Raw genomic sequence first — 19,158 nt, 5'->3', positions numbered from 1 at the left:
GGGGAGAGGAATGAGGGTCAGGCGGCGTGGAAGCCGCCGCCGAGGGCGCGAACCAGGGCCACGTCGAGGGTGAAGGCGCGGGCTTCGAGGTCGGCGACCGTCCGCTGGTTGGTGATCATCGCGTCCTCGGCGGTCAGCACGTCGAGATAGGTCGACAGGCCGCCGCGATAGCGCTGCAGGGCGATGTCGTGGGCGTTGCGGGAGGCCTCGAAGGCGTTGCGGCTTTCCGACAGGCGGGCGTTCAGGGCGCGCGCGCTGACGGCGGCGTCGGCCACGTCCTGCAGCGCCTGGGTCAGGGTCCCGTTGTAGCTGGCCACGGCGGCGTCGTAGTCGGCCGCCGCGCCGCGATAGTTGGCGCGCAGGGCGCCGCCCTGGAAGATCGGCAGGCTGACCGCGGGGCCGATCGATCCGATGCGCGAGCCGGCCTTGGTCAGCAGGTCCAGGCCCAGCGCCTGCTGGCCGAAATAGGCCGACAGGTCGATGTCCGGATAGAACTGGGCCTTGGCCTGGCGGATGCGCTGGGCGCCGGCCTTGGCCCGCAGCCGGGCGGCGATGACGTCGGGGCGGCGGCCGATCAGGTCGGCCTGGAGATTGGCGGGAAGGCCGAAGGCCTTCAGGACGCCCACCTTGGGACGCCCGATCGCCAGGCCGCGATCGGGCCCCGCGCCGAGCAGCGCCGCCAGACGGTTGCGGGTCAGGCCCAGGGCCTCGTCGGCGGCCGCCAGGCTGGCGCGGGCCGCAGCCAGATTGGCCTTGGCCTGCTCGGACGCGCCCTGGTTCTCAAGGCCGTTCTCGCGCCGGTCGGCGGTCAACTGGGCGGTCTGTTCGCGGGTGCGGACGGCGTCCTGGGCGGCGTCACGGTCGGCGAACTGCTGGGCCAAGTCCGCATAGGCGGTCGCGACATTGGTCGACAGGGTCAGGCGGGCCTGCGCCGCCTCGGCCTGCGAGGCCTGGGCGTCCGAGGTCGCCGCCGCCAGGGCCGCGCGGTTCTTGCCGAAGAAGTCGAACTCGTAGGCGAAGTCGAGGCTGACCCGGCCGCTGTCGTTGTAGCCCTGCGGCACGAAGGCGGGCGGGGCGCCGTTGTTGTAGCTCTGCTTGACCGAGGCGTAGGAGCCGTTGGCCGTCACGCTGGGCAGGGTGGCGGCCCCGGCCTGGCCGGCCAGCGCCTGGGCCTTGGCGACGCGGGCCTGGGCTGCAGCCAGGTCGGGCGAGCCGCTCAGGGCCTCGTCGATCAGGGCGTCCAGCTGCGGATCGCCATAGGCCGTCCACCAGCGGTCCGACGGCCAGTCGGCGGCCGGGGCGGCCAGGCTGGCCTCGGCGGCGTAGGCCTGAGGGGCCTTGATCGCCTGGGCCGGCGGAAGTTTCGGAACGGCCGCGCACGCGCAGAGGCAGCTGGCCGACAGGAGACACGCCGCCAGGGCGCGCTTGCGAGCGGTGAAGGACATGTGGGTTGCTTTCTCAAACCGTACCGTATGGTCCATTTATATTTTCGCATGACGCCGTCAAGCGAAAAGCGTACGGTCTGGTCCAGAAAAGATCGAAAGGCCGAGAAGCGCCGCATGCGGGTTAAGACCGAAGAGAAACGACTGGCCATCCTGGAGGCCGCCAAGGGCGTGTTCCTCGAGCGCGGCTATATGGCCGCCAGCATGTCGGAGGTCGCGGCTCGGGTCGGGGGGTCCAAGCAGACGCTCTACAGCTACTTCGCCTCCAAAGAAGATCTTCTCGTCGCGGTCATGCTGGAGAAGGGGGCGAGGATGATCGATCCGCTGTTCGACCGCTTCCACGACAATCGGGATCTCCCTACCGGCCTGAGCGAGTTCGCGATCCAGTTCCTGCGCTTCATGAACGATCCGGAGATCGTCGCCTTCCGCCGGATCATCTATGCCGAGGGCGCCAAGTCCGACCTCGGCAAACTCTTCTTCGAGAACGGTCCCAAGCGGGGCTGGACGCGCATGGCGGCCGATTTCAGCCGCGCCATGGACGAGGGGCGCATGCGCCAGGCCGATCCCTGGAGGGCGGTGGGGCACTTCTTCGCCCTGTGTGAGGCCGGTCCGGTCCAGAGGCTCATGGAAGGAGCGGCGGCTTCTGTCGACGAGGCCGATCTGGTCACGTCGGCGGAGGCGGCCGTCGACGTGTTCTGCCGCGCCTATGAATTGAAGGACGTGACCTCGCCCGACCGGTGAGCGGCCGCGCCTCAGCCTGAAAACGGGAAAAACGGCGTCGGCCGGAGGGGGCCGACGCCGTGACCAAGGCGCTGTCGGGAGGAAGGGTGCGCCCTAGAAGTTGTAGCGAAGGCCGACGAAGAAGGTCCGGCCGCTGTGGGTGTAGACGTTCAGCCGGTTGCTATCGCCGACATACTGGTCGTTGAACTCGTCGGTCAGGTTCACGCCCTCGATGCTCAGCTTGAGGTTCGGGCGGACGTTGAAGCTGGCCTGGGCGTCGACGTTCACGGTCGAATTGGTCCCGTGATAGGCGTTGCCGTCATTGCCCGGCACCTGGGTCAGGTAGCCGCCGCGATAGGCCACCGAGCCGCGGACGCTCCAGCGATCGGTCTCGTAATAAAGCGTGGCGTTGGCGGCGTTCTTCGACAGGCCCACCAGCGGCGCGTTGACCGTGGGCGCGCCCGGCGTCGTCGAGGTCAGGTAGGTGATGTCCGAGCCGACATGGGTGAAGTTGACGATGTAGCCCAAGTGCCGCCAGGCGCCGGGCAGGAAGGTCAGCGGCTGCTGCCAGTTCAGCTCGATGCCCTTTAGACTGCCGCCGTTGGAATTGACCGGCTGGGTGACGTCGAAGATGTCGGTGGACGAGGCGCTGGTGCCGGCGATCAGCGAGTCCGGCAAGCCCAGGGTGTTGTAGGGAACCTGGGTGCGCAGCGTGGCCACGAAGGTGTCGATCTTCTTGTAGAAGACACCCACCGCCAGGATCGCGCCCTGGCTGGGATACCATTCCAGCGACAGGTCCAGGTTCTTGGACTGGGTCGGGTCCAGGTCCGGGTTGCCGGTCGAGAAGGTGCGGTTGGCGCCCTGGACGCTGACGTCGCCGCCGGGCGTCAGCGAGCCGATGCCGGGCCGCGAGATGGTCTTCGCCGCGCTGATCCGGGCGACGACGGTGTCCGTAAGGTCCGCCGCCAGGTTGAACGATGGCAGGGTCATGTTGTAGTCGCGCCGCACGTTGACCAGCTGCACCGCGCCGTTGACGACCGCATAACCGCCGGATTCCTGCTGGGTGTTGACCTGCCGCACGCCGGCGTCGCCGCGGAAGGGCAGGCCGAAGGCGTCGAACTTGAACTCGGCCTCGGCATAGACGCCGGCGTCCTTTTCCTCGACCGTGCCGTACTGGCCGCGGGCCGAGCTGTTGTTGGTGTTGGTCAGGGCGTAGATGCCGGTGTTGCTGTAGATGCCGTAGGCCTTGGCGTAGGCGTCGATGTCGGGAACCAGCCAGGCCGTGGCGTTGCCGTCCGGCAGGCCCAGGTTGCGGCCGAAGCCGGAATAGACCTTGGACACGGCGGCCAGCTGGGCCGGGGTCAGGGTCTGGGAGACGGTCTCGCTGGTGCGATACTGGCCGTAGCTGTCGTACTCGAACTTGCGGAAGTCGATCCCGGCCTTCAGCGTCAGGTGGTCGTTGAACTCGTAGGCGCCGAACAGCTTGCCGTTGGTGAACTGGTTCTCGACGAACTGGGGCCGCAGGCGCACCTCGGACGTGCCGTTGACGGCGCTCCAGTTGACCGGGTTGGTCGGGTCGAAGCCCAGCCCGATGGTCGGCAGGCGGTGGTCGCGGAAGTCGTAGGAATAGCCCTGGCTGTTGGCCCGATCGAAGGTGATGATCGTCGACACCGGCTGGGTGAAGGTCGAGTCCGCGTAGCCGGCCAGGGCCCCGACCTTAAACCGGTCGGTGAACCGGTGCTCGGCCGACAGGGTGAACTGCTTGAATTCGGTGTTCAGCTCGTCATAGGCCGACTGGGTGCGCAGGTCGACGTTGTCGAGCCTGGCGTAGACCAGGTTGTGGTTGGCGTCGACGACGCCGTCGCGGATGATAGTCTGGGGCTTCCCGGTCCCCGAGCGCGACAGACCGATCGCCTGCAACTGGGCCTCCTTGCGGGTGCCGGCCAGGTAAGAATAGAGGGCGTCCAGCGACACGGTGGTGTTGTCCGTCGGCTTCCATTGCAGCGATCCGCTGGCCCCCAAGCGCTTGGACTCGATGTCGTAGCTCACATAGGCCGGGATCCGCGGGTGATAGATCGCCGTGGCCGGATTGGTGTCGTTGATCTGGGCCAGGGTGTAGCCGGGCAGGGTGGAGGCGGCGTTGAAGCCGCCGTTGCTGCCGCCATAGGTCCAGCGCGTGATGTTGGCGCCTTCCTCGAGCAGGCGGCGATCCTCGTAGGCCACCGACACCAGGGCGCCGATCGTGCCGTCGCGCCAGGTGCGGCTGGCCAGGGCCGACAGGCGGGGGCCGGCCTTGCGGGCCAGGTCGTTGTAGCTGGCCTGGGCTGACAGCACGAGCTGGGGCTTGCCGGAGTCGAAGGGGCGGGCGGTGTTCAGGTCGACGGTCGCGCCCAGCGAGCCTTCCTCGACGTCGGCCGAGGCGGTCTTGCGCACGGCGATGCTGTTGAACAGGTCCGAGGCGAAGATGTTGAAATCGAAGCCGCGGCCGCGGTTGGTGCCGCCGCTGTTGGCGGTGCCGCCGGTGGTGGTGATCGCCTCCATGCCGTTGATCCGCACACGGGTATATTCCGAACCCAGGCCGCGCACTGAGATCTGCCGGCCCTCGCCGTTGATCCGCGAGATCGCGACGCCGGGGATGCGCTGCAGCGACTCGGCCAGGTTCAGGTCGGGGAATTGGGCGATGTCCTCGGCCTTGATGGCGTCGACCACGCCCGAGGCGTTGCGCTTGACGTTGATGGCGCTGGCCAGGCTCGCGCGGAAGCCGGTGACCACCACCTCCTCGACGGCGTTGTCGGGTTCGATCGCCTGGGAAAGCGCGGGCGGGGCGGCGTCCTGGGCGTGGGCGGCCCCGGCCGCGACGGCCAGGCTCACGGCCAGGCTTGAGGCGCCGCAGCGCAGGATGGTGCGAAGATTCGACGTATCGCGAGACGTCATATTCCCTCCCAAGCCCGCGATGGCGGGTCTTCTTCTTTTCGAGATCGATCTGCGTCGGTCTCTCGTGGTGTCGAAAAGGATAGGGGCCGGCTCGCGGCGACGGCCAATCCCAATCGGGCATGAACCGATGCAGGATCTGCACCGATGCTACGGCGATGGCCGTGCGATCCGGGCTTTCTGGCGGGAAACCCGGACGAAACAAGGCCTCGGGCTCCGCCAGGCCCGCGCGCATCCGTCGTCATCGATGTTGGCATTGGATCGGTCGATAGGCGATTTGACTTAGACCCCGCCGGCTCGCCCCTCTAAGCCTTTCGATCCTGAGCGGCCGCCAATGGGCCCCGCGCGACTCGAAGAGCCGCGACGATAAGAACGGGAAGGAACGCGATGAGCGCGCAGAACGCCGACGGCGCCGCCAGAAGGACCCGTGTCCGCTGGCTGATCATCCTGCTGCTGTTCATCATCACCACGATCAACTATGCCGACCGCGCCACCTTTTCGATCGCCGGGCAGTCGGCGTCCAAGGAACTGGGCCTGGACCCGGTGGCCATGGGCTACATCCTGTCGGCCTTCGCCTGGGCCTATGTACTGGGCCAGATCCCGGGCGGGATCCTGCTCGACCGTTTCGGCTCCAAGAAAATCTACACCATCGCCCTGGTGACCTGGTCGTTCTTTACCGCCCTGCAGGGCCTGGCGGGGATCTTCACCGGCCTGGGCGCGGCCGTGGCGCTGTTCGCCATGCGCTTCATGGTCGGCGTCGCCGAGGCGCCGTCCTTTCCGGCCAATTCCCGCATCGTGGCCGCCTGGTTCCCGGGCTCGGAGCGCGGAACGGCCTCGGCGATCTTCAACGCCGCCCAGTACTTCGCCCTGGTCGCCTTCGCGCCGCTGATGGGCTGGCTGGTCCACCAGTTCGGCTGGCATTCGGTGTTCTTCGTGATGGGCGCGGTCGGCCTGGTGGCCGCCGTGGTGTTCGTCAAGTTCGTCCACGCCCCGACCGAGCACCCGGCGATCAACACCGCGGAGTTCGACTATATCGAGGCCGGCGGCGGCCTGGTCCGCATGGAGGACAAGGCCGCGAGCAACGGCGCGGCCTTCACCTGGCCCAATGTGCGCCAGGTGCTGACCAGCCGCATGCTGCTGGGCGTCTATCTGGGCCAGTACTGCATCAACGTACTGACCTATTTCTTCGTCACCTGGTTCCCGATCTATCTGGTCAAGGAGCGGGGACTGTCGATCCTGCAGGCCGGCTTCACCGCCGCGGCGCCCGCCCTGTGCGGCTTCGTCGGCGGGCTGCTGGGCGGGATCATCTCGGACCGCCTGCTGAAGAAGACCGGCTCGCTGGACATCGCCCGCAAGACGCCGCTGCTGGTGGGCATGCTGCTGGCCTCGCTGATCATCGCCTGCAACTATGTCGAACAGGAATGGCTGGTCATCGTGATCATGGCGGTCGCCTTCTTCGGCAAGGGCGTGGCCTCGCTGGGCTGGGCCGTGGTGGCCGACACCTCGCCCAAGGAGATGGCCGGGGTGACGGGCGGGATCTTCAACACCTTCGGCAACATTGCCGGCATCGTGACGCCGATCGTCATCGGCTACATCGTCAAGGGCACGGGGTCGTTCGACGGGGCGTTGATCTTCGTGGGCGTCCACTGCCTGATCACCATCGCCGCCTATTTCCTGATCGTCGGCAAGATCCAGCGCCTCGTGCTGAAGCCGGCGGCTTGAGCGGGAGAGGGGCCTCTATGACCAGCCGCCGCCGCTTTCTGCGCAACGCCTCCGCCTTGCTGCTGGCGACCGTCGCCGCGCCGGCGATGGCCGCGCCCGCGACCAGCCTGGAGATCACGACGCCGATGGCCCCGCCCGAATGGGCGCTGCTGGAGCGCGCGCTGCTGCGGGCCAACGCCGAGGCCTGCGAGGCCTTCTTCGCCCGCTATTTCGACGAGCGCGGCTTCCTGCTGGCGGTCGAGCGCTGGGGCGCCAACGACGGGCCCGACGACGCGATCGAGAACGTCAACGACTGGCCGCACCTGCACGCCCTGGGCGCCAGCGACCGGCTGCTGGAGCTGTCCAAGAAGGCCTACGAGGGCAATGTCCGCCAGTACACCCTGGCCAAGACCAAGGCCGTGCCGTTCGCGCGCGAAGGCATGTACTACAAGGAATTCCCGGTCATGACCGACTGGCAGCACCTGTCCGAGGGGCTGTCGGTGTTCAACCTGCTGGGGCTGTCCGATCCCTACGACGCTCGTTACCGCGATCGGGTCAGGCGGTTCTCCGGTTTCTACATGAACGAGGACCCCGGCGCGCCGAACTATGATCCCCAGCACAGGATCATCCGCAGCATGATCACCGGCAGCCGCGGTCCGATGCTGCGCAAGGCCACGCCGCTCGACTGGGCCGGCGACCCGTTCGAGGTCGGCGACTTCTTCATGGAGCACGGCGAGCGCACCTACGCGGAGACCCTGCACCACTACGACGAATACACCGAGGTGATCGGCGACGGGCCGCTGAACCTGCAGGTCACCAGCCTGGTGCTGAACGCCTACATGCTGGACCACGAGCCGAAATACCGCGACTGGCTGCTGGGCTATGTCGACGCCTGGGTCGAGCGGGCCCAGGCCAATGGCGGGGTTCTGCCCAGCAATATCGGCCTGGACGGCAGGATCGGCGGCGCGACCGGCGGCAAGTGGTGGGGCGGGGTCTATGGCTGGGGCTTCAGCCCGGTCGTGCCCCAGACCGGCAAGCGTGAGGACCGCAACCGGGTGCCGCGGGCCATCGTCGGCTTCATGAACGCCTACCTGCTGACCGGCGACGACAAGTACCTGGAGGTCTGGCGCCGGCAGGCCGACGTCATCAACGCCCAGAAGAAGGTCATCGACGGCAAGGTCCATACCCCGCGCATGTACGGGGACAAGGGCTGGTACGGCTATGCGCCCGGCGACTATCGCATCAACGGCCTGGAGATCTGGTACCTGTCGATGCGGGCCTCGGACCGGGCCCGGGCCGCCGAGCATCCGTGGCTGGCGTTCCTGGACGGCAAGGACCCGGACTTCCCCGTGAGGATCCTGCGCAAGGACCTGGAACAGGTGCGGGCCAGGGCTCAGGCCCAGCGCGACGACCGCTCCACGCCGGACACCCGGCTGGCCGACGCGGCCCTGGACATCAATCCCGCCAGCGCCAACGCCCTGATCCACCTGATGCAGGGCGGGATCCACATCGCCCGGCCGCCCTGGTCGCCGACCTCGCCGGCCCAGGGCGGGGCGCTGCTCTATGCCCGCCTGCGCTATTTCGACCCCGAGCGCCGCCGAGCCGGCGTTCCCGAGGACGTCGCCGCCTTGGTCGAGACCCTCAGCGACGAGGGGGCGAGCGTGATCCTGGTCAACACCAACCCGGTCCAGGCCCGGACCGTGACCGTGCAGGGCGGCGGTTATGGCGAGCACCAGGTGCTGAGCGTGGCGGCCGACGACGGAGCACCTGTGTTGGTCGACGCTTCGGCCTTCACCGTGCGGCTGGCGGCGGGAGCGGGGGCGCGGCTGGTGCTGAAGATGAAGCGCCACGTGAACCCGCCGACCCTGAGCTTTCCGTGGGATCGGGCGATCTGAACCGGCAGTCGGCGGGCATCGTCCAGGCGCTCACCACAGCGCGGTTGGGGTCTGATCGGCCGCATCTCCCAGATGATACTCGCTTTGAACCAGGCCGCTGGCGAAGCTCCTGGTCGCCACGTGCCGAAGCTTGATGTCGTCCGGCACGGCGCCGAACAGGGGGATGCCCTGGCCGAGCAGGACGGGCACGCGGGTGATAATCAGACGCTGGATGAGTCCGGCTCCGAGAAACCGCTGAATGGTGATCCCGCCATCCACATAGATGTGACCGACGCCGCGCGCCGCGAGCCGCGAGACGATCTCGGCCGGCGCTCCCGACAGGCGCTCCACGACGGCGCCGCCCGGCGCGGGGAGGAGCGTGCCGGTGCTCAGTACGAAGACCGGTTTGGCGCCGAAGGGCCAGGCGTCGAAGCCCAGGACGATCTCGTAGGTGTTCCGGCCAACGACCAGCGCATCGACGGTGGCCATGAACGCGTCGTAGCCATGGGGTTCGCCGCCGCCGACAGGCAACCAATCGAGGCCGCCGTCAGGGCGGGCGATGAAGCCGTCGACGCTGGCGCCGACAAAGACCGAGGCCTGCATGAGCGCCTCCCTTCGTTGCGGCGACCATTTCAGCATAGGCCCTGGCTCGCAAGCACGCCGACTAGGTTCCCTCTTTCAGGAAGGGCGCGACAGCGAACAACTCACGCTCTTCCCTGCGCGGATCGTCGACCATCATCGAAGTCTCGTCGAACACCATCGTCGCCCGCTTTGGCAGCTCGTACTTGCCCCACGCCGGGATCGCCGCGCAGTTGGGGTCGCCGGTCCGGGCGAAGGCCAGGAAGGCCTCGCTCATCTGGCGGGCCACGGCGCGGGCGGCCGGCCCCGTGCCGGTCTTGGAGCCCGGCGCGCCCAGATTGTCGAACACCAGGGCGATGTCGAAGCTGTGGAACGCCCGCAGCTTGCCGCCGTCGAGCGGCGAGCCGAAGTCCAGCTGGTACATCCAGGCCGGCGCGCCGATCCTCGCCCGCTGCTCGGCCTGGATCAGGTGGCCCGGCCACGAACGCCCCGCCGTGGTGGCGGCGAAGAACACCTCGGACGGCGTATAGTGCGGATAGAGCTCGCGATAGCGGGCGATCACCTGGCGCGGCGCGACGTCCAGCACCAGCTCCGGCCCCAGACGCTGCGGCAGCTCCTCCCAAGTCAGGGCAAAGTTCCGGGGATCGCCGCCGAGGAAGGCGCGGGTCTCGTCGTGGGTGTTGCCGATGATCATCGGGATCTGGGCGCTTTGCCGGGGCGCGTCCGGATAGAACGGATGGCGCGGCAGCACCCCGCCGTCCATCACCGACCAGAAGAGGATCGAGCCCTTGCACTCCAGCGGGTCGGGCGTCTTCAGCGCGGCCACCAGCCGCTCGGCCGGCAGAGCGCGCAGGACGTCGACCTGGTCGGGACGCAGGCCCAGCGCCTCCATGAACGTCCTGGCGCGGATCGTCGCGTGGATCGGACCCATGGCGGTCACGTGCTGGCCGCTCATGGTCGCGGCCTTGTGAAACAGGCCCTTGGCGACCGGCATGGCCATCAGGGTCACGACCTTGGCCCCGCCGCCCGACTGGCCGAAGGCGGTGACGTTGCCGGGATCGCCCCCGAACGCGGCGATGTTGTCGCGAACCCATTCCAGGGCCATCACCAGGTCGAGGTTGCCGACATTGCCGCTGTCGGCCAGGTCCGGCCCGCCCAGCTCGGCGAGGTAACAATAGCCGAACACGTTGAGCCGGTGATTGACGGTCACCACCACCACGTCACCGCGCCGGGCCAGTCTTACGCCATCATAGAGCGGATCCGAGCCCGAGCCGCTGGCGTGGGCCCCGCCGTGAACATAGACCATCACCGGCCGCTTCTTCCCATCCAGCGCCGGGGTCCAGACATTGAGGAACAGGCAGTCCTCGCTGACGGCCTCCGCCGTCTTCAACTGCGGGCTGGCCGGCCCGTAGGCCAGGGCGTCCGCCACCCCCGTCCACGGCTCGGGCGGCAGGGCGGGCCTGAACCGGCGCGGGGCGGTGTCGGCGCCGTAGCGCACGCCCTTGAAGACCTTGATCCCGTCCACCTCGACGCCGCGCACCCTGCCGTAGCGGGTGGCGGCGATCGGACCTTCAATGGCGGCCCGCGCTCCGGTCGCGGCGGCCAGGGTCGCGGCGGCGGCCGCCAGGACGGCGCGGCGATGGGTGGTCATGAACGGCGTCTCCCCAGGCATGCATCTTGGCCCGCTCCGAGGAGAGGGCGGTTAGTCGACGAGGGTCTCGGCGGGCGAGGCCTCGGCCATGCAGAGGTCGATGAACGACTGCAGGATCGGGCTATCATTGTCCTTGCGCCAGGCCATGTAGAGCTCGACCGGACGATCTGGCGTGGTCTCGACCGGGCGGAACTGCACGTCGTCGAAATGCAGACTCATGGCCGCTTCCGGCACCAGGGCCGCGCCGAGGCCGGCATGGACCAGGGCCAGCATCGAATGGATCTGAGTGACATGCTGGACGTAGTGCGGCGTCACGCCGTTAGAGTCGAACAGCGTGGTCAGCATGTTGTGGAAATAGCCCGCGCCTTCGGCCGAATACATGATCAGCGGCGCGTCGTCGAAGTCGGCCAGGGCCAGCGACGCCTTGGCCAGGCGCGGGTCGCCGGTCGGCAGGGCCGCGACCAGGGGTTCGGTCAGCACGCGCGCGGTGGCGAACTCGGCGCGCTCCATCGGGGGGCGCACCAGGCCGATGTCGATGCGGCCGGTCAGCAGGGCCTCAACCTGCTCGCGGGTGACCATCTCGCGCAGGGTCAGGTCGGCGTTGGGCAGCCGGGCCCGCGACAGGATCACTAGGCTGGGCAGGAAATTGTAGCCGGAGGCGGCGGTGAAGCCGATGGCGATCTGGCCGGCGTCGCCCACGGCGATGCGGCGGGTGGCCAGGGCCGCGCTCTCGGCCAGGCGCAGGATCCGGCGGGCCTCCAGCAAGAAGGCGCGGCCGGCGGGCGTCAGCCGCACCGAGCGGCTGGTGCGGTCCAGCAGGGTGACGCCGAGGATGCGCTCCAGCAGCTGGACCTGCCGGCTGAGCGGTGGCTGGGTCATGTTCAGCCGCTGGGCGGCGCGGCCGAAATGCAGCTCCTCGGCCGTGGCCACGAAACAGCGCAGCTGACTCAGTTCGAACATCGGATAGCGCCCGCTCGTGACCCCGTGGGCCGGCGAGGTTAGGCGCTTGGGCAACAAAGGGGTAGCCGTCGCCACGGCCGCGGGCCTGGCCTTGGCGAGGGGGCCGCCGTGAGCCCGCCGGACGCCGACGGCGACCACCGTCTAGGCCTGGCCCTGGGCGCGCCGGATAAGCACCTCCAGCTCGGCCAGCTCGGCGGGGCTCAGGTCGGTCAGGGGCGTGCGGACCGGGCCGGCGTCGCGGCCGACCACCTTCATGCCGGCCTTGACGATCGAGACCGCATAGCCGCGACCGCGGTTGCGCAGGGCGATGTAGGGCAGCACGAAGTCGCGCAGGCCGGCCATCACCGCCGTCCGGTCCTGGGCCCGCACCGCCTTGTAGAAGGAGAGCGCCCATTCCGGCATGAAGTTGAAGATCGCCGAGGAATAGGTGGTCACGCCCATCTCCAGATAGGGCAGGGCGAAGGTCTCGGCGGTCGGGAGACCGCCGACATAGGTCAGGCGATCGCCCATCCGGGCATAGACCCGCATCATCAGCTCGATGTCGCCCACGCCATCCTTGAAACCCACCAGGTTGGGGTTGCGCTCGCACAGCCTTTCGAGCGTGTCCTCGGTCAGAATGGCGTTGTCGCGATTGTAGACGATCACCCCCAACGGCGTGGCCTTGCAGACCGCCTCGACATGGGCCGCCAGCCCTTCCTGGGTGGAGTTCATCAGATAGGGCGGCAGCAGCAGCAGGCCATCGGCGCCGGCTGTGTGGGCCGCCTTGGCCAGGTCCACGGCGATGGCCGTGCCGTAGCCGCAGCCGGCGACGACCGGGATCTTGCCGGCCGTCTCCTCCACGGCGGCCCTGACCACCCGGGCCACCTCCGGAGGGGTCAGGGAAAAGAACTCGCCGGTGCCGCCGGCCGCGAACAGGCCCGCCAGCTCATGCTCAAGCATCCAGGCGCAGTGTTCGCGATACGGCGCCTCGGCGAACTGGTGCTGGGCGTCGAAAGGGGTGACGGGGAACGACAGCAACCCTCCGCCGATCTGCCGGGCCATTTCGGACGGCGTCATTCTGCTCATCAAGTCCTCGCTCGTCGTCGGTCCTTCTCGCCGAGAGGGCGTCGCGCCGTCCCCGCCGTGACCGTAGGTTCCAGCAAAGGCTATGGGCGGCGGCGGCGGCGGTCTAAGCCAAAGGCGCTATCGACCGATGCGGGTTTTGGCTTGATGGCGGCACGGCTAGAGCATCGCGCGGGAAAGTGGATGCCGGTTTTCCGCAAAAGCGATGCGAAAACAAAAATCTAGAGCAAGCCGCCTGAGTCCTATATCGCGCGGCTTGCTCTAGACTTCGCCGCCGATGCGCTCGATCTCGTCGGCCAGGGCGGGCAGGTCGAGAACCCGCAAGGTGCGGCCGGTCTGGGCGACGATCCCGAGCCCGGCCAGCCGGTTCAGTTCCCGCGTCACCGGCTCGCGCTGGCTTCCCACCAGCACCGCCAGCTCGGCGTGGGTCGGGCAGGGATGGATGACGGCTTCGCGGCCGTCTCCCCCCGCCGAGGCCGCCATGCGCAGAAGTTCGATGTCGACGCGGCAGGCCACCGAGACGGCGTTCAGCTCGAACAGGCGGTCGGTGAGGGCGCGTGTCAGGTTGGCCAGGTCCTCCAGGATCGCCCGCATGAAACGGGGCGACCGCTCGAACAGGGTCTGGACCAGTCCCTGGGGCAAGCGAGCGACCCGCACGTCCTCCAGCGCCACAATGTTCACCGAGCGGGGCAAGCCGTCGATCGCCGAGATCTCGCCGAAATAGCCGCCCGCCGAAATGCGTCGATAACCCACCTCGCGGCCGGACCGGGCGTATTGATTGGCCAACAGCGCGCCCTTCAACAGCAGATGGATGCCGCCGCTTTCATCCAACCGCTGGACGATCAGCTCGCCCTTGCCATAGTGAAGGTGCTCGACCTGGGGCGCCAGGGCCTCGATCTCGTCGCGCGCCATGTGCCGGAACAGCCGGTTGGCGCGATAGTCGCCTTCGGGCGACGGCGCGAGCGGCGCCTGGCTCGGGGCGAGCGGGGACGAGGGAGGGGGCACGGCCATCGAGAACGCTCCTGAACAGTCGATCCGGGGACGACGAATGGACAGCCGACCGCGCTACCGGGCCTTTATCAGCTATAGCCATCAGGACCGCAAAGCCGCCGGATGGCTGCACCGCGCCCTGGAGACTTACCGCGCGCCACGTCGCCTGGCCACGGCCGGCGGTCAGGTGTCGACTCGTCGGCTGACGCCGATCTTTCGCGACCGCGACGACCTGAGCGCCTCGCCGGACCTGGGCGGGGTGATCCGCGACGCCCTGGACCGCTCCGACGCCCTGATCGTTCTTTGCTCTCCGGCCGCCGCAAGCTCGCGCTGGGTGGATCAGGAGGCGGCCTACTTCCTGAAGGACCACGGTCTTGGGCAGATCATCTGCGTGATCTCGCAGGCGACGCCGAAGGGGACACCCCTGGCCGAGTTGTTGCCGCCGGCCTTGCGGGCGGCCTTGCCGACGGGCGTCGAGCCCCTGGCCGTGGATCCGCGGCGCGACGCCGACGGGCCGCGCCTGGCCCGGTTGAAGATCGCCGCCCGATTGCTGGACGTCAGCCTCGACCAACTGGTCCAGCGCGACGCCCGCCGTGGCATGCAGGTGATGGCGGCCTTCACCGCCCTGGCCCTGGTGGTCGCCCTCGCCATGGGCGGGATGACCGTCGCCACCCTGAAGTCTCGTCAGATCGCTCGCGACCAGCGCGACGAGACCGAGGCGCTGGTGGCCTACATGCTGGGCGATCTGCGCGAACAGCTTGAGCCCGTGGGCCGGCTTGACGTCCTGGACGGCGTGGGCGCCAGAGTCCTGGCCTATTACGGCAAGGCGCGCACGGACCGGCTCGACGACCGCGCCCTGGCCCAGCGCGCCAAGGCCCAGACCCTGCTGGGCACGATCCGGGAACAGCGCGGCGACCTGGCCGGCGCCCGTGACGCCTTCGGCCAGGCGGCGGTCACGACGCACGAACTGGCCCTGCGCGCCCCCGACAACGGCGAGCGCATCTACGACGAGGCGCAGAACGTCTACTGGCTGGCCTATATGCAATGGCGTCAGGGCGACACCGCCGGCGCTGAACGCGGTTTCAAGCGCTATGGCGAACTGGCTCAGACGCTGGTGCGGCTCGATCCGGACCGCGCCGACTGGCGGTTGGAGGTCGCCTACGCCAGGAGCAATCTCGGCACGCTGCTGCTGGAACAGGGCCGGGCGGAAGAGGCGCTGGTCACCTTCCGCGCCGCCCTGGCCGCCTTCGAGGCCGAACGGGCCCGAGCGCCCAACGACCAGGACCGCCTGGTCGACGCCGTGGACGCCCACGCCTGGGTGGCGGATTCGCTCGTCAAGCTGGGCCGTCCGCGCGAGGCCTACGCCGAACGCGAGGGCGCGGCGAACCTCCTGGCCCAAGCCTCGGCGAAGACCGCCTCTGACAAGCCCCTAGCCGCCCGCAGCCTCGCCGCCCAATTGGCGCTGGCGCGGCTGGAACTGGATCTGGGCCGGACGGCGCACGGCGCGGCGCGCTCGACCCAGGCCCTGAACGGGCTGCGTGCGCTCGTATCCCTGGATCCGACCAACGCCCGTTGGCGCGAATACCTGTTGATCGGCCAGTTGGACGCGGTCGATTTCGCCGCCTGGTCGGGGCGGCTGGCGCAGGCGCGCTCGGCCCGCGCCGAGGCTGTAGCCATCCTGGCCGACCTCCGTACAGGCGACGAGGCCAAAAGCTGGCGGGCTGATCTTGATGGCCGGCTCGAGATGCAGGCGGTCACCCTGGCCCGCCTGGACGGTGATCTCATGCGCGAGCGGAGCCTGGCGCTGGCGCTGCTGGGCCGGCTGGACCGCACCCCCGTATCGCGGGAAACGGCCGCCGAGCGCGCGGCTCTCTATGGGGCCGCTCACCTAGCGGCGGGGCGGCCTGCGGCGACCATCTCGGCCCTGTCGCCGCGACGCGGGTCCCTGCCTTCGACCAGCCTCGACATCCTGGCGCGGGCCTATCAGGCCCAGGGGCGATCTGATCAGGCGCAGGCGATTGTGACGAGCCTGCGAAAACAGGGCTATGCCCATCCCGGTTTCCTTGCATTCTGGAGGGAGTCGCCTCCAGATGGCGCCACCGTTCAAGGGGGGCTCACATGACAGACTCGCTACCGATCATCGAATTGGTCGTCGGCATCGCCGACAACATCAACTTCATGAACGTTCTCGATCCGGAGAATCCGATTCCACTGGCGCTGAAGCTTGATGCTCCGAGCCGATTGGTCTTCCGGCTGAGCGATGACCTCATCCGGGTCGGCTGGACGTTCCAGAAGCGCCCGATCCTCTTCACCGACGATTTCGGCATCAACTTCTCCAGCTACACCTGGATCGAAACGCTGTACGACGTGCCGCAAAAACCGTTCACGTGTTTCATGATCGTCTACGAAGACAATCGGGTCGGCGAATATATCTACAGCCTGTTCATGACGGACTCGCACAAGCAGAACATCATCCTGGATCCGAAGATCGAAAACGGCGCGGGTCACGTGCCCTGAGCGGTACAATACTCTTCGACAGGAACGAGGTCGCCGCGCTGATCCAGCGCGGCGAGATTCTTGCCGCCTACGACCTCGCCCGCGCCGCCCTGGAGGCCGGCGAGATCTCGCGAGACGCCGCCTACGCCGCGGTGCTTTGCCTGGCGCGGGCTGGCGCCGTCGATTTCGCGCGCGCCGAGTATGTCCGGTTGGGGCTGGACCGGGCGGACGACGATCCCGACGCCATCGCCTTGGGCGCACGCCTCCTGAAGGACGTCACCTTGGCTGCGCATGGCCGGCGCCGCATAGCTTTCGCCAAGGCCTCCACGCGTCGCTACCACACGCTCTTTCAACGCTTCGGAGGTCTTTACGGCGCGGTGAACGCCGCGACCATGACGCTGGTCGCCGGCGATCGGGCGGGTGGACGGGCCTTGGCGGCGGCCGCTTTGCGCATCCCGCCGCCGCCGGGACTGAAAGGGGAAGCGGCCTACTACGAGACCGCCAGCCGGGCCGAAGCGAAATTCCTGGTCGGAGATCTCGACGCGGCCCGCGAGACTATGACCCGGGCGCTCGCCCTCGCGCCGCAGGCTTTTGCGGCTCACGCCTCCACCTTGCGCCAACTGGAAATGCTGTGCCGCGAAACCGGCGCAGATCCGGCCTGGCTGTCGACCTTCCGGCCGCCGGCCTGCGCGCACTTCACGGGCCACATTCTGGACGCCACGCGGCAGGGCGCGCTGAGCGGCGGGCTCGACAGCAACCTGCGCCGCGAGGCGGATCGCGTGGTGCGGGAGCATGGGATCGGTTTCGCTTACGGCGGGTTGGCCGCCGGCGCAGACATCATCTTCGCCGAAGCCTTGCTGGAAGCCGGCGCTGAGTTTCACGTTGTCCTGGCCACAAGTCTGGAGTCCTTCGTCGCTGTGTCGGTCGCGCCTTTCGGAGCCGATTGGGTCCAGCGGTTCGAGCAGTGCTTCACCCGCGCCGCCTCGGTGCGCTACGCCTCGCAAGATCCCTATGTCGGCGATGAGCAGGTCTTCGCCTATGCCAGCCAGATCGCCATGGGATGCGCGGTGCTGCGCGCCCAGACCCTGGCGACCGAGGCGATCCAGGTGGGGGTATGGGACGGCCATCCCGCCGCGGGACCGGCAGGGGTGGCCGTGGACTTGGCCTACTGGGCGAAAGGCGGCCGTCGGCAGGAGATCATCTCGGTTCGACGGCCGCCGCCGTCCCGCGCGTCGCCGACACACGTCGACACGTCGGGCTCGCGCGGCATGAAGGCCATGCTGTTCGCCGACGTGAAGGGATTCGGGGCCCTGCGTGACGATCAGATTCCCGCCTTCTTCGAGGCTGTGATGGGGCGGATGGCCAAGGTCGTCGAAGAGCTCGACACCGGCCCCCGACACGTCGAGACCTGGGGCGACGGCCTCTTCCTGGTCTTCGACCAGCCGGTCGACGCCGCTCTCGCCGCCTTGGCGCTGCAGGAGGCGCATCGCGCCCTGGATCTTCGCGCTCTAGGCCTGCCGCGCGGCCTGGGCCTGCGAATCGGCGGTCACTACGGCCCGGTGCACCTGGGGGTAAACCCGCTGACCCGAACCCCGGCCGTGATCGGCGCCCACGTGGTGGTCGCCGCCCGCATCGAACCCGACGTCGCGCCCGGCTCGGCCTGTGTCAGCGAAGCCCTGGCCGGCGCGCTGGCCACCTTCCACGGCGACCGCGTGCGCTGCGGCTATGTCGGCCGCACCCAGGGCCGCAAAGGTTTTCCCGCGACCCCGATCTTCAACCTGACCCGGGCCTGATCGCTCCTACACGCGATCTCCTTATCTCCGGAGATGTGCAGATCCGCACATTCAAGGGGTTGCTCCCTCGGACATGGTTCGATCCGCAGGTTGCGGCGACCTTGGCCGGACGGTCGCGGAACGCCTCTGTCGATCGCCATCGCAGGAGCGCCGCCGAAACCTGCACCGCTTTCGACCTGTCACCGCGGGTCGTTAAGCGGCTTTCGGGCCCGATCATCCCCATCGATCGGGTCCGACTCGCCGACCGCGTTTCCATGTCGCGCCAATGTTCCAGCGCGGCTTTCACGTTGCATCAGGAACCTTGCCATGTCTCTCGACGCAGCTGTCATCAAGGAATTTCGAACCGGCGAAGACGCGCGCCTCGGCGCGCTAGCCTCCGACCCCGCGGCGAGCATTCTCAAGCACGCCGTCAGGATCTGGGCGCGCGACCACGGCGTGGCCGAAACCGACCTTACGCGCGTGACCGAAATGGTCATGGGCTTCGCGAAGTCGGCGATCCGCGACTGTGAGCGCAAGATCCATGTCGTCGCCTAGCGTGCCGCTGCTCAAGATCCCGGGTGCGATCCTGGCTCATGCCAGAAGCTTGATCTCCGGAGACGACGCGGCCATGCCCACGGCAATGGCCGAAGACCCACCTTTCGCGCCCAAGTCGGAGGCGGGCGCCGAATGGGAGCCGACTGCGCAGGACAAGAGTTTCTGGGCCAGCCTGGCCGCGGCCGACAGGCGCCTGGTCGACCTGCGGCGCGCGATCGACGAGGCGGCGGCCGAGGCGCTGGCTCGGGATGCCGACGCCAAGGCGTCGAGGATGCCGGAGGTCCCAATCGCCGCGAGTCGATGCGAGGCCGCCAAGCGGATGATCGCCGACGCTCTGGACGCGGAGAAATCATGATCCTCGCCATTGGCGGGAAGGTTCAGGCGAGGACGGCTCGATAACCATCGACCGCCACGCCTCGCCCTTG

General features: G+C 68.5%; 15 protein-coding genes. 8 read left to right on the top strand and 7 right to left on the bottom strand.

Going from position 1 to position 19,158, the window contains the following annotated elements; all coding sequences use genetic code 11:
* Nucleotides 1–17: 17 nt before the first annotated feature.
* Nucleotides 18–1,445, bottom strand: a complete 1,428-nt coding sequence (locus G3M57_RS13925; protein ID WP_163231219.1) for an efflux transporter outer membrane subunit — start codon at nt 1,443–1,445, stop codon at nt 18–20.
* Between the two features lie 114 nt (nt 1,446–1,559).
* Here G3M57_RS13925 and G3M57_RS13920 point away from each other — a divergent pair, with 114 nt between their 5' ends.
* Nucleotides 1,560–2,183, top strand: a complete 624-nt coding sequence (locus tag G3M57_RS13920; RefSeq protein ID WP_056750308.1) for a TetR/AcrR family transcriptional regulator — start codon at nt 1,560–1,562, stop codon at nt 2,181–2,183.
* Between the two features lie 93 nt (nt 2,184–2,276).
* Here G3M57_RS13920 and G3M57_RS13915 read toward each other — a convergent pair whose 3' ends face one another.
* Complete coding sequence (locus tag G3M57_RS13915; protein WP_163231218.1) at nt 2,277–5,096, bottom strand: TonB-dependent receptor; 2,820 nt, start codon at nt 5,094–5,096, stop codon at nt 2,277–2,279.
* 384 nt (nt 5,097–5,480) lie between these two features.
* On the opposite strand from G3M57_RS13915, the gene G3M57_RS13910 reads away from it, so the two are divergent.
* Together G3M57_RS13910 and G3M57_RS13905 are read left to right on the top strand one after the other, a co-directional pair.
* Nucleotides 5,481–6,815 carry an MFS transporter gene (locus G3M57_RS13910; protein ID WP_163231216.1) on the top strand — a complete coding sequence of 445 codons (1,335 nt, stop codon included), beginning with the start codon at nt 5,481–5,483 and terminating at the stop codon, nt 6,813–6,815.
* 17 nt (nt 6,816–6,832) lie between these two features.
* Nucleotides 6,833–8,689, top strand: coding sequence for a PAS domain-containing protein (locus G3M57_RS13905; protein WP_163231214.1), 1,857 nt, complete (start codon nt 6,833–6,835; stop codon nt 8,687–8,689).
* 30 nt (nt 8,690–8,719) lie between these two features.
* Here the strand turns inward: G3M57_RS13905 and G3M57_RS13900 are convergent, their stop codons facing one another.
* The 5 genes from G3M57_RS13900 to G3M57_RS13880 form a co-directional block, all read right to left on the bottom strand.
* Complete coding sequence (locus G3M57_RS13900; protein WP_163231212.1) at nt 8,720–9,271, bottom strand: dihydrofolate reductase family protein; 552 nt, start codon at nt 9,269–9,271, stop codon at nt 8,720–8,722.
* Nucleotides 9,272–9,332: 61 nt separating this feature from the next.
* On the bottom strand, nt 9,333–10,898 hold the full coding sequence (locus G3M57_RS13895; RefSeq protein WP_163231210.1) for a carboxylesterase/lipase family protein: 1,566 nt from the start codon (nt 10,896–10,898) through the stop codon (nt 9,333–9,335).
* 51 nt (nt 10,899–10,949) lie between these two features.
* Nucleotides 10,950–11,858: a LysR substrate-binding domain-containing protein gene (locus tag G3M57_RS13890; RefSeq protein ID WP_163231208.1), complete on the bottom strand. Its 909-nt coding sequence runs from the start codon at nt 11,856–11,858 to the stop codon at nt 10,950–10,952.
* Nucleotides 11,859–11,999: 141 nt separating this feature from the next.
* Nucleotides 12,000–12,923, bottom strand: coding sequence for a 5-dehydro-4-deoxyglucarate dehydratase (gene kdgD / locus G3M57_RS13885; protein ID WP_163231206.1), 924 nt, complete (start codon nt 12,921–12,923; stop codon nt 12,000–12,002).
* 258 nt (nt 12,924–13,181) lie between these two features.
* Nucleotides 13,182–13,931, bottom strand: coding sequence for a Crp/Fnr family transcriptional regulator (locus tag G3M57_RS13880; protein ID WP_188916164.1), 750 nt, complete (start codon nt 13,929–13,931; stop codon nt 13,182–13,184).
* 37 nt (nt 13,932–13,968) lie between these two features.
* Here G3M57_RS13880 and G3M57_RS13875 point away from each other — a divergent pair, with 37 nt between their 5' ends.
* The 5 genes from G3M57_RS13875 to G3M57_RS13855 all read left to right on the top strand — a co-directional run bounded on the left by G3M57_RS13875 (nt 13,969) and on the right by G3M57_RS13855 (nt 19,088).
* Complete coding sequence (locus G3M57_RS13875; RefSeq protein ID WP_163231205.1) at nt 13,969–16,032, top strand: toll/interleukin-1 receptor domain-containing protein; 2,064 nt, start codon at nt 13,969–13,971, stop codon at nt 16,030–16,032.
* Nucleotides 16,029–16,427, top strand: coding sequence for a hypothetical protein (locus G3M57_RS13870; RefSeq protein ID WP_056751504.1), 399 nt, complete (start codon nt 16,029–16,031; stop codon nt 16,425–16,427). The genes G3M57_RS13875 and G3M57_RS13870 overlap by 4 nt, the downstream gene beginning before the upstream one ends.
* Before the next feature lie 131 nt (nt 16,428–16,558).
* Entirely contained in the window at nt 16,559–18,199 is a 1,641-nt protein-coding gene (locus G3M57_RS13865; RefSeq protein ID WP_163233729.1) for an adenylate/guanylate cyclase domain-containing protein, read from the top strand.
* Between the two features lie 306 nt (nt 18,200–18,505).
* The gene (locus tag G3M57_RS13860) at nt 18,506–18,733 is read left to right on the top strand and encodes a hypothetical protein (RefSeq protein WP_056750338.1); all 228 of its coding nucleotides are present in this window, start codon (nt 18,506–18,508) and stop codon (nt 18,731–18,733) included.
* A gap of 1 nt (nt 18,734) precedes the next feature.
* Complete coding sequence (locus G3M57_RS13855) at nt 18,735–19,088, top strand: hypothetical protein (RefSeq protein WP_163231203.1); 354 nt, start codon at nt 18,735–18,737, stop codon at nt 19,086–19,088.
* Nucleotides 19,089–19,158: the final 70 nt, after the last annotated feature.

It is taken from the genome of Caulobacter rhizosphaerae, from assembly GCF_010977555.1.
Lineage (GTDB): Bacteria > Pseudomonadota > Alphaproteobacteria > Caulobacterales > Caulobacteraceae > Caulobacter > Caulobacter rhizosphaerae.
This window is presented reverse-complemented; position numbering and strand designations above follow the sequence as displayed.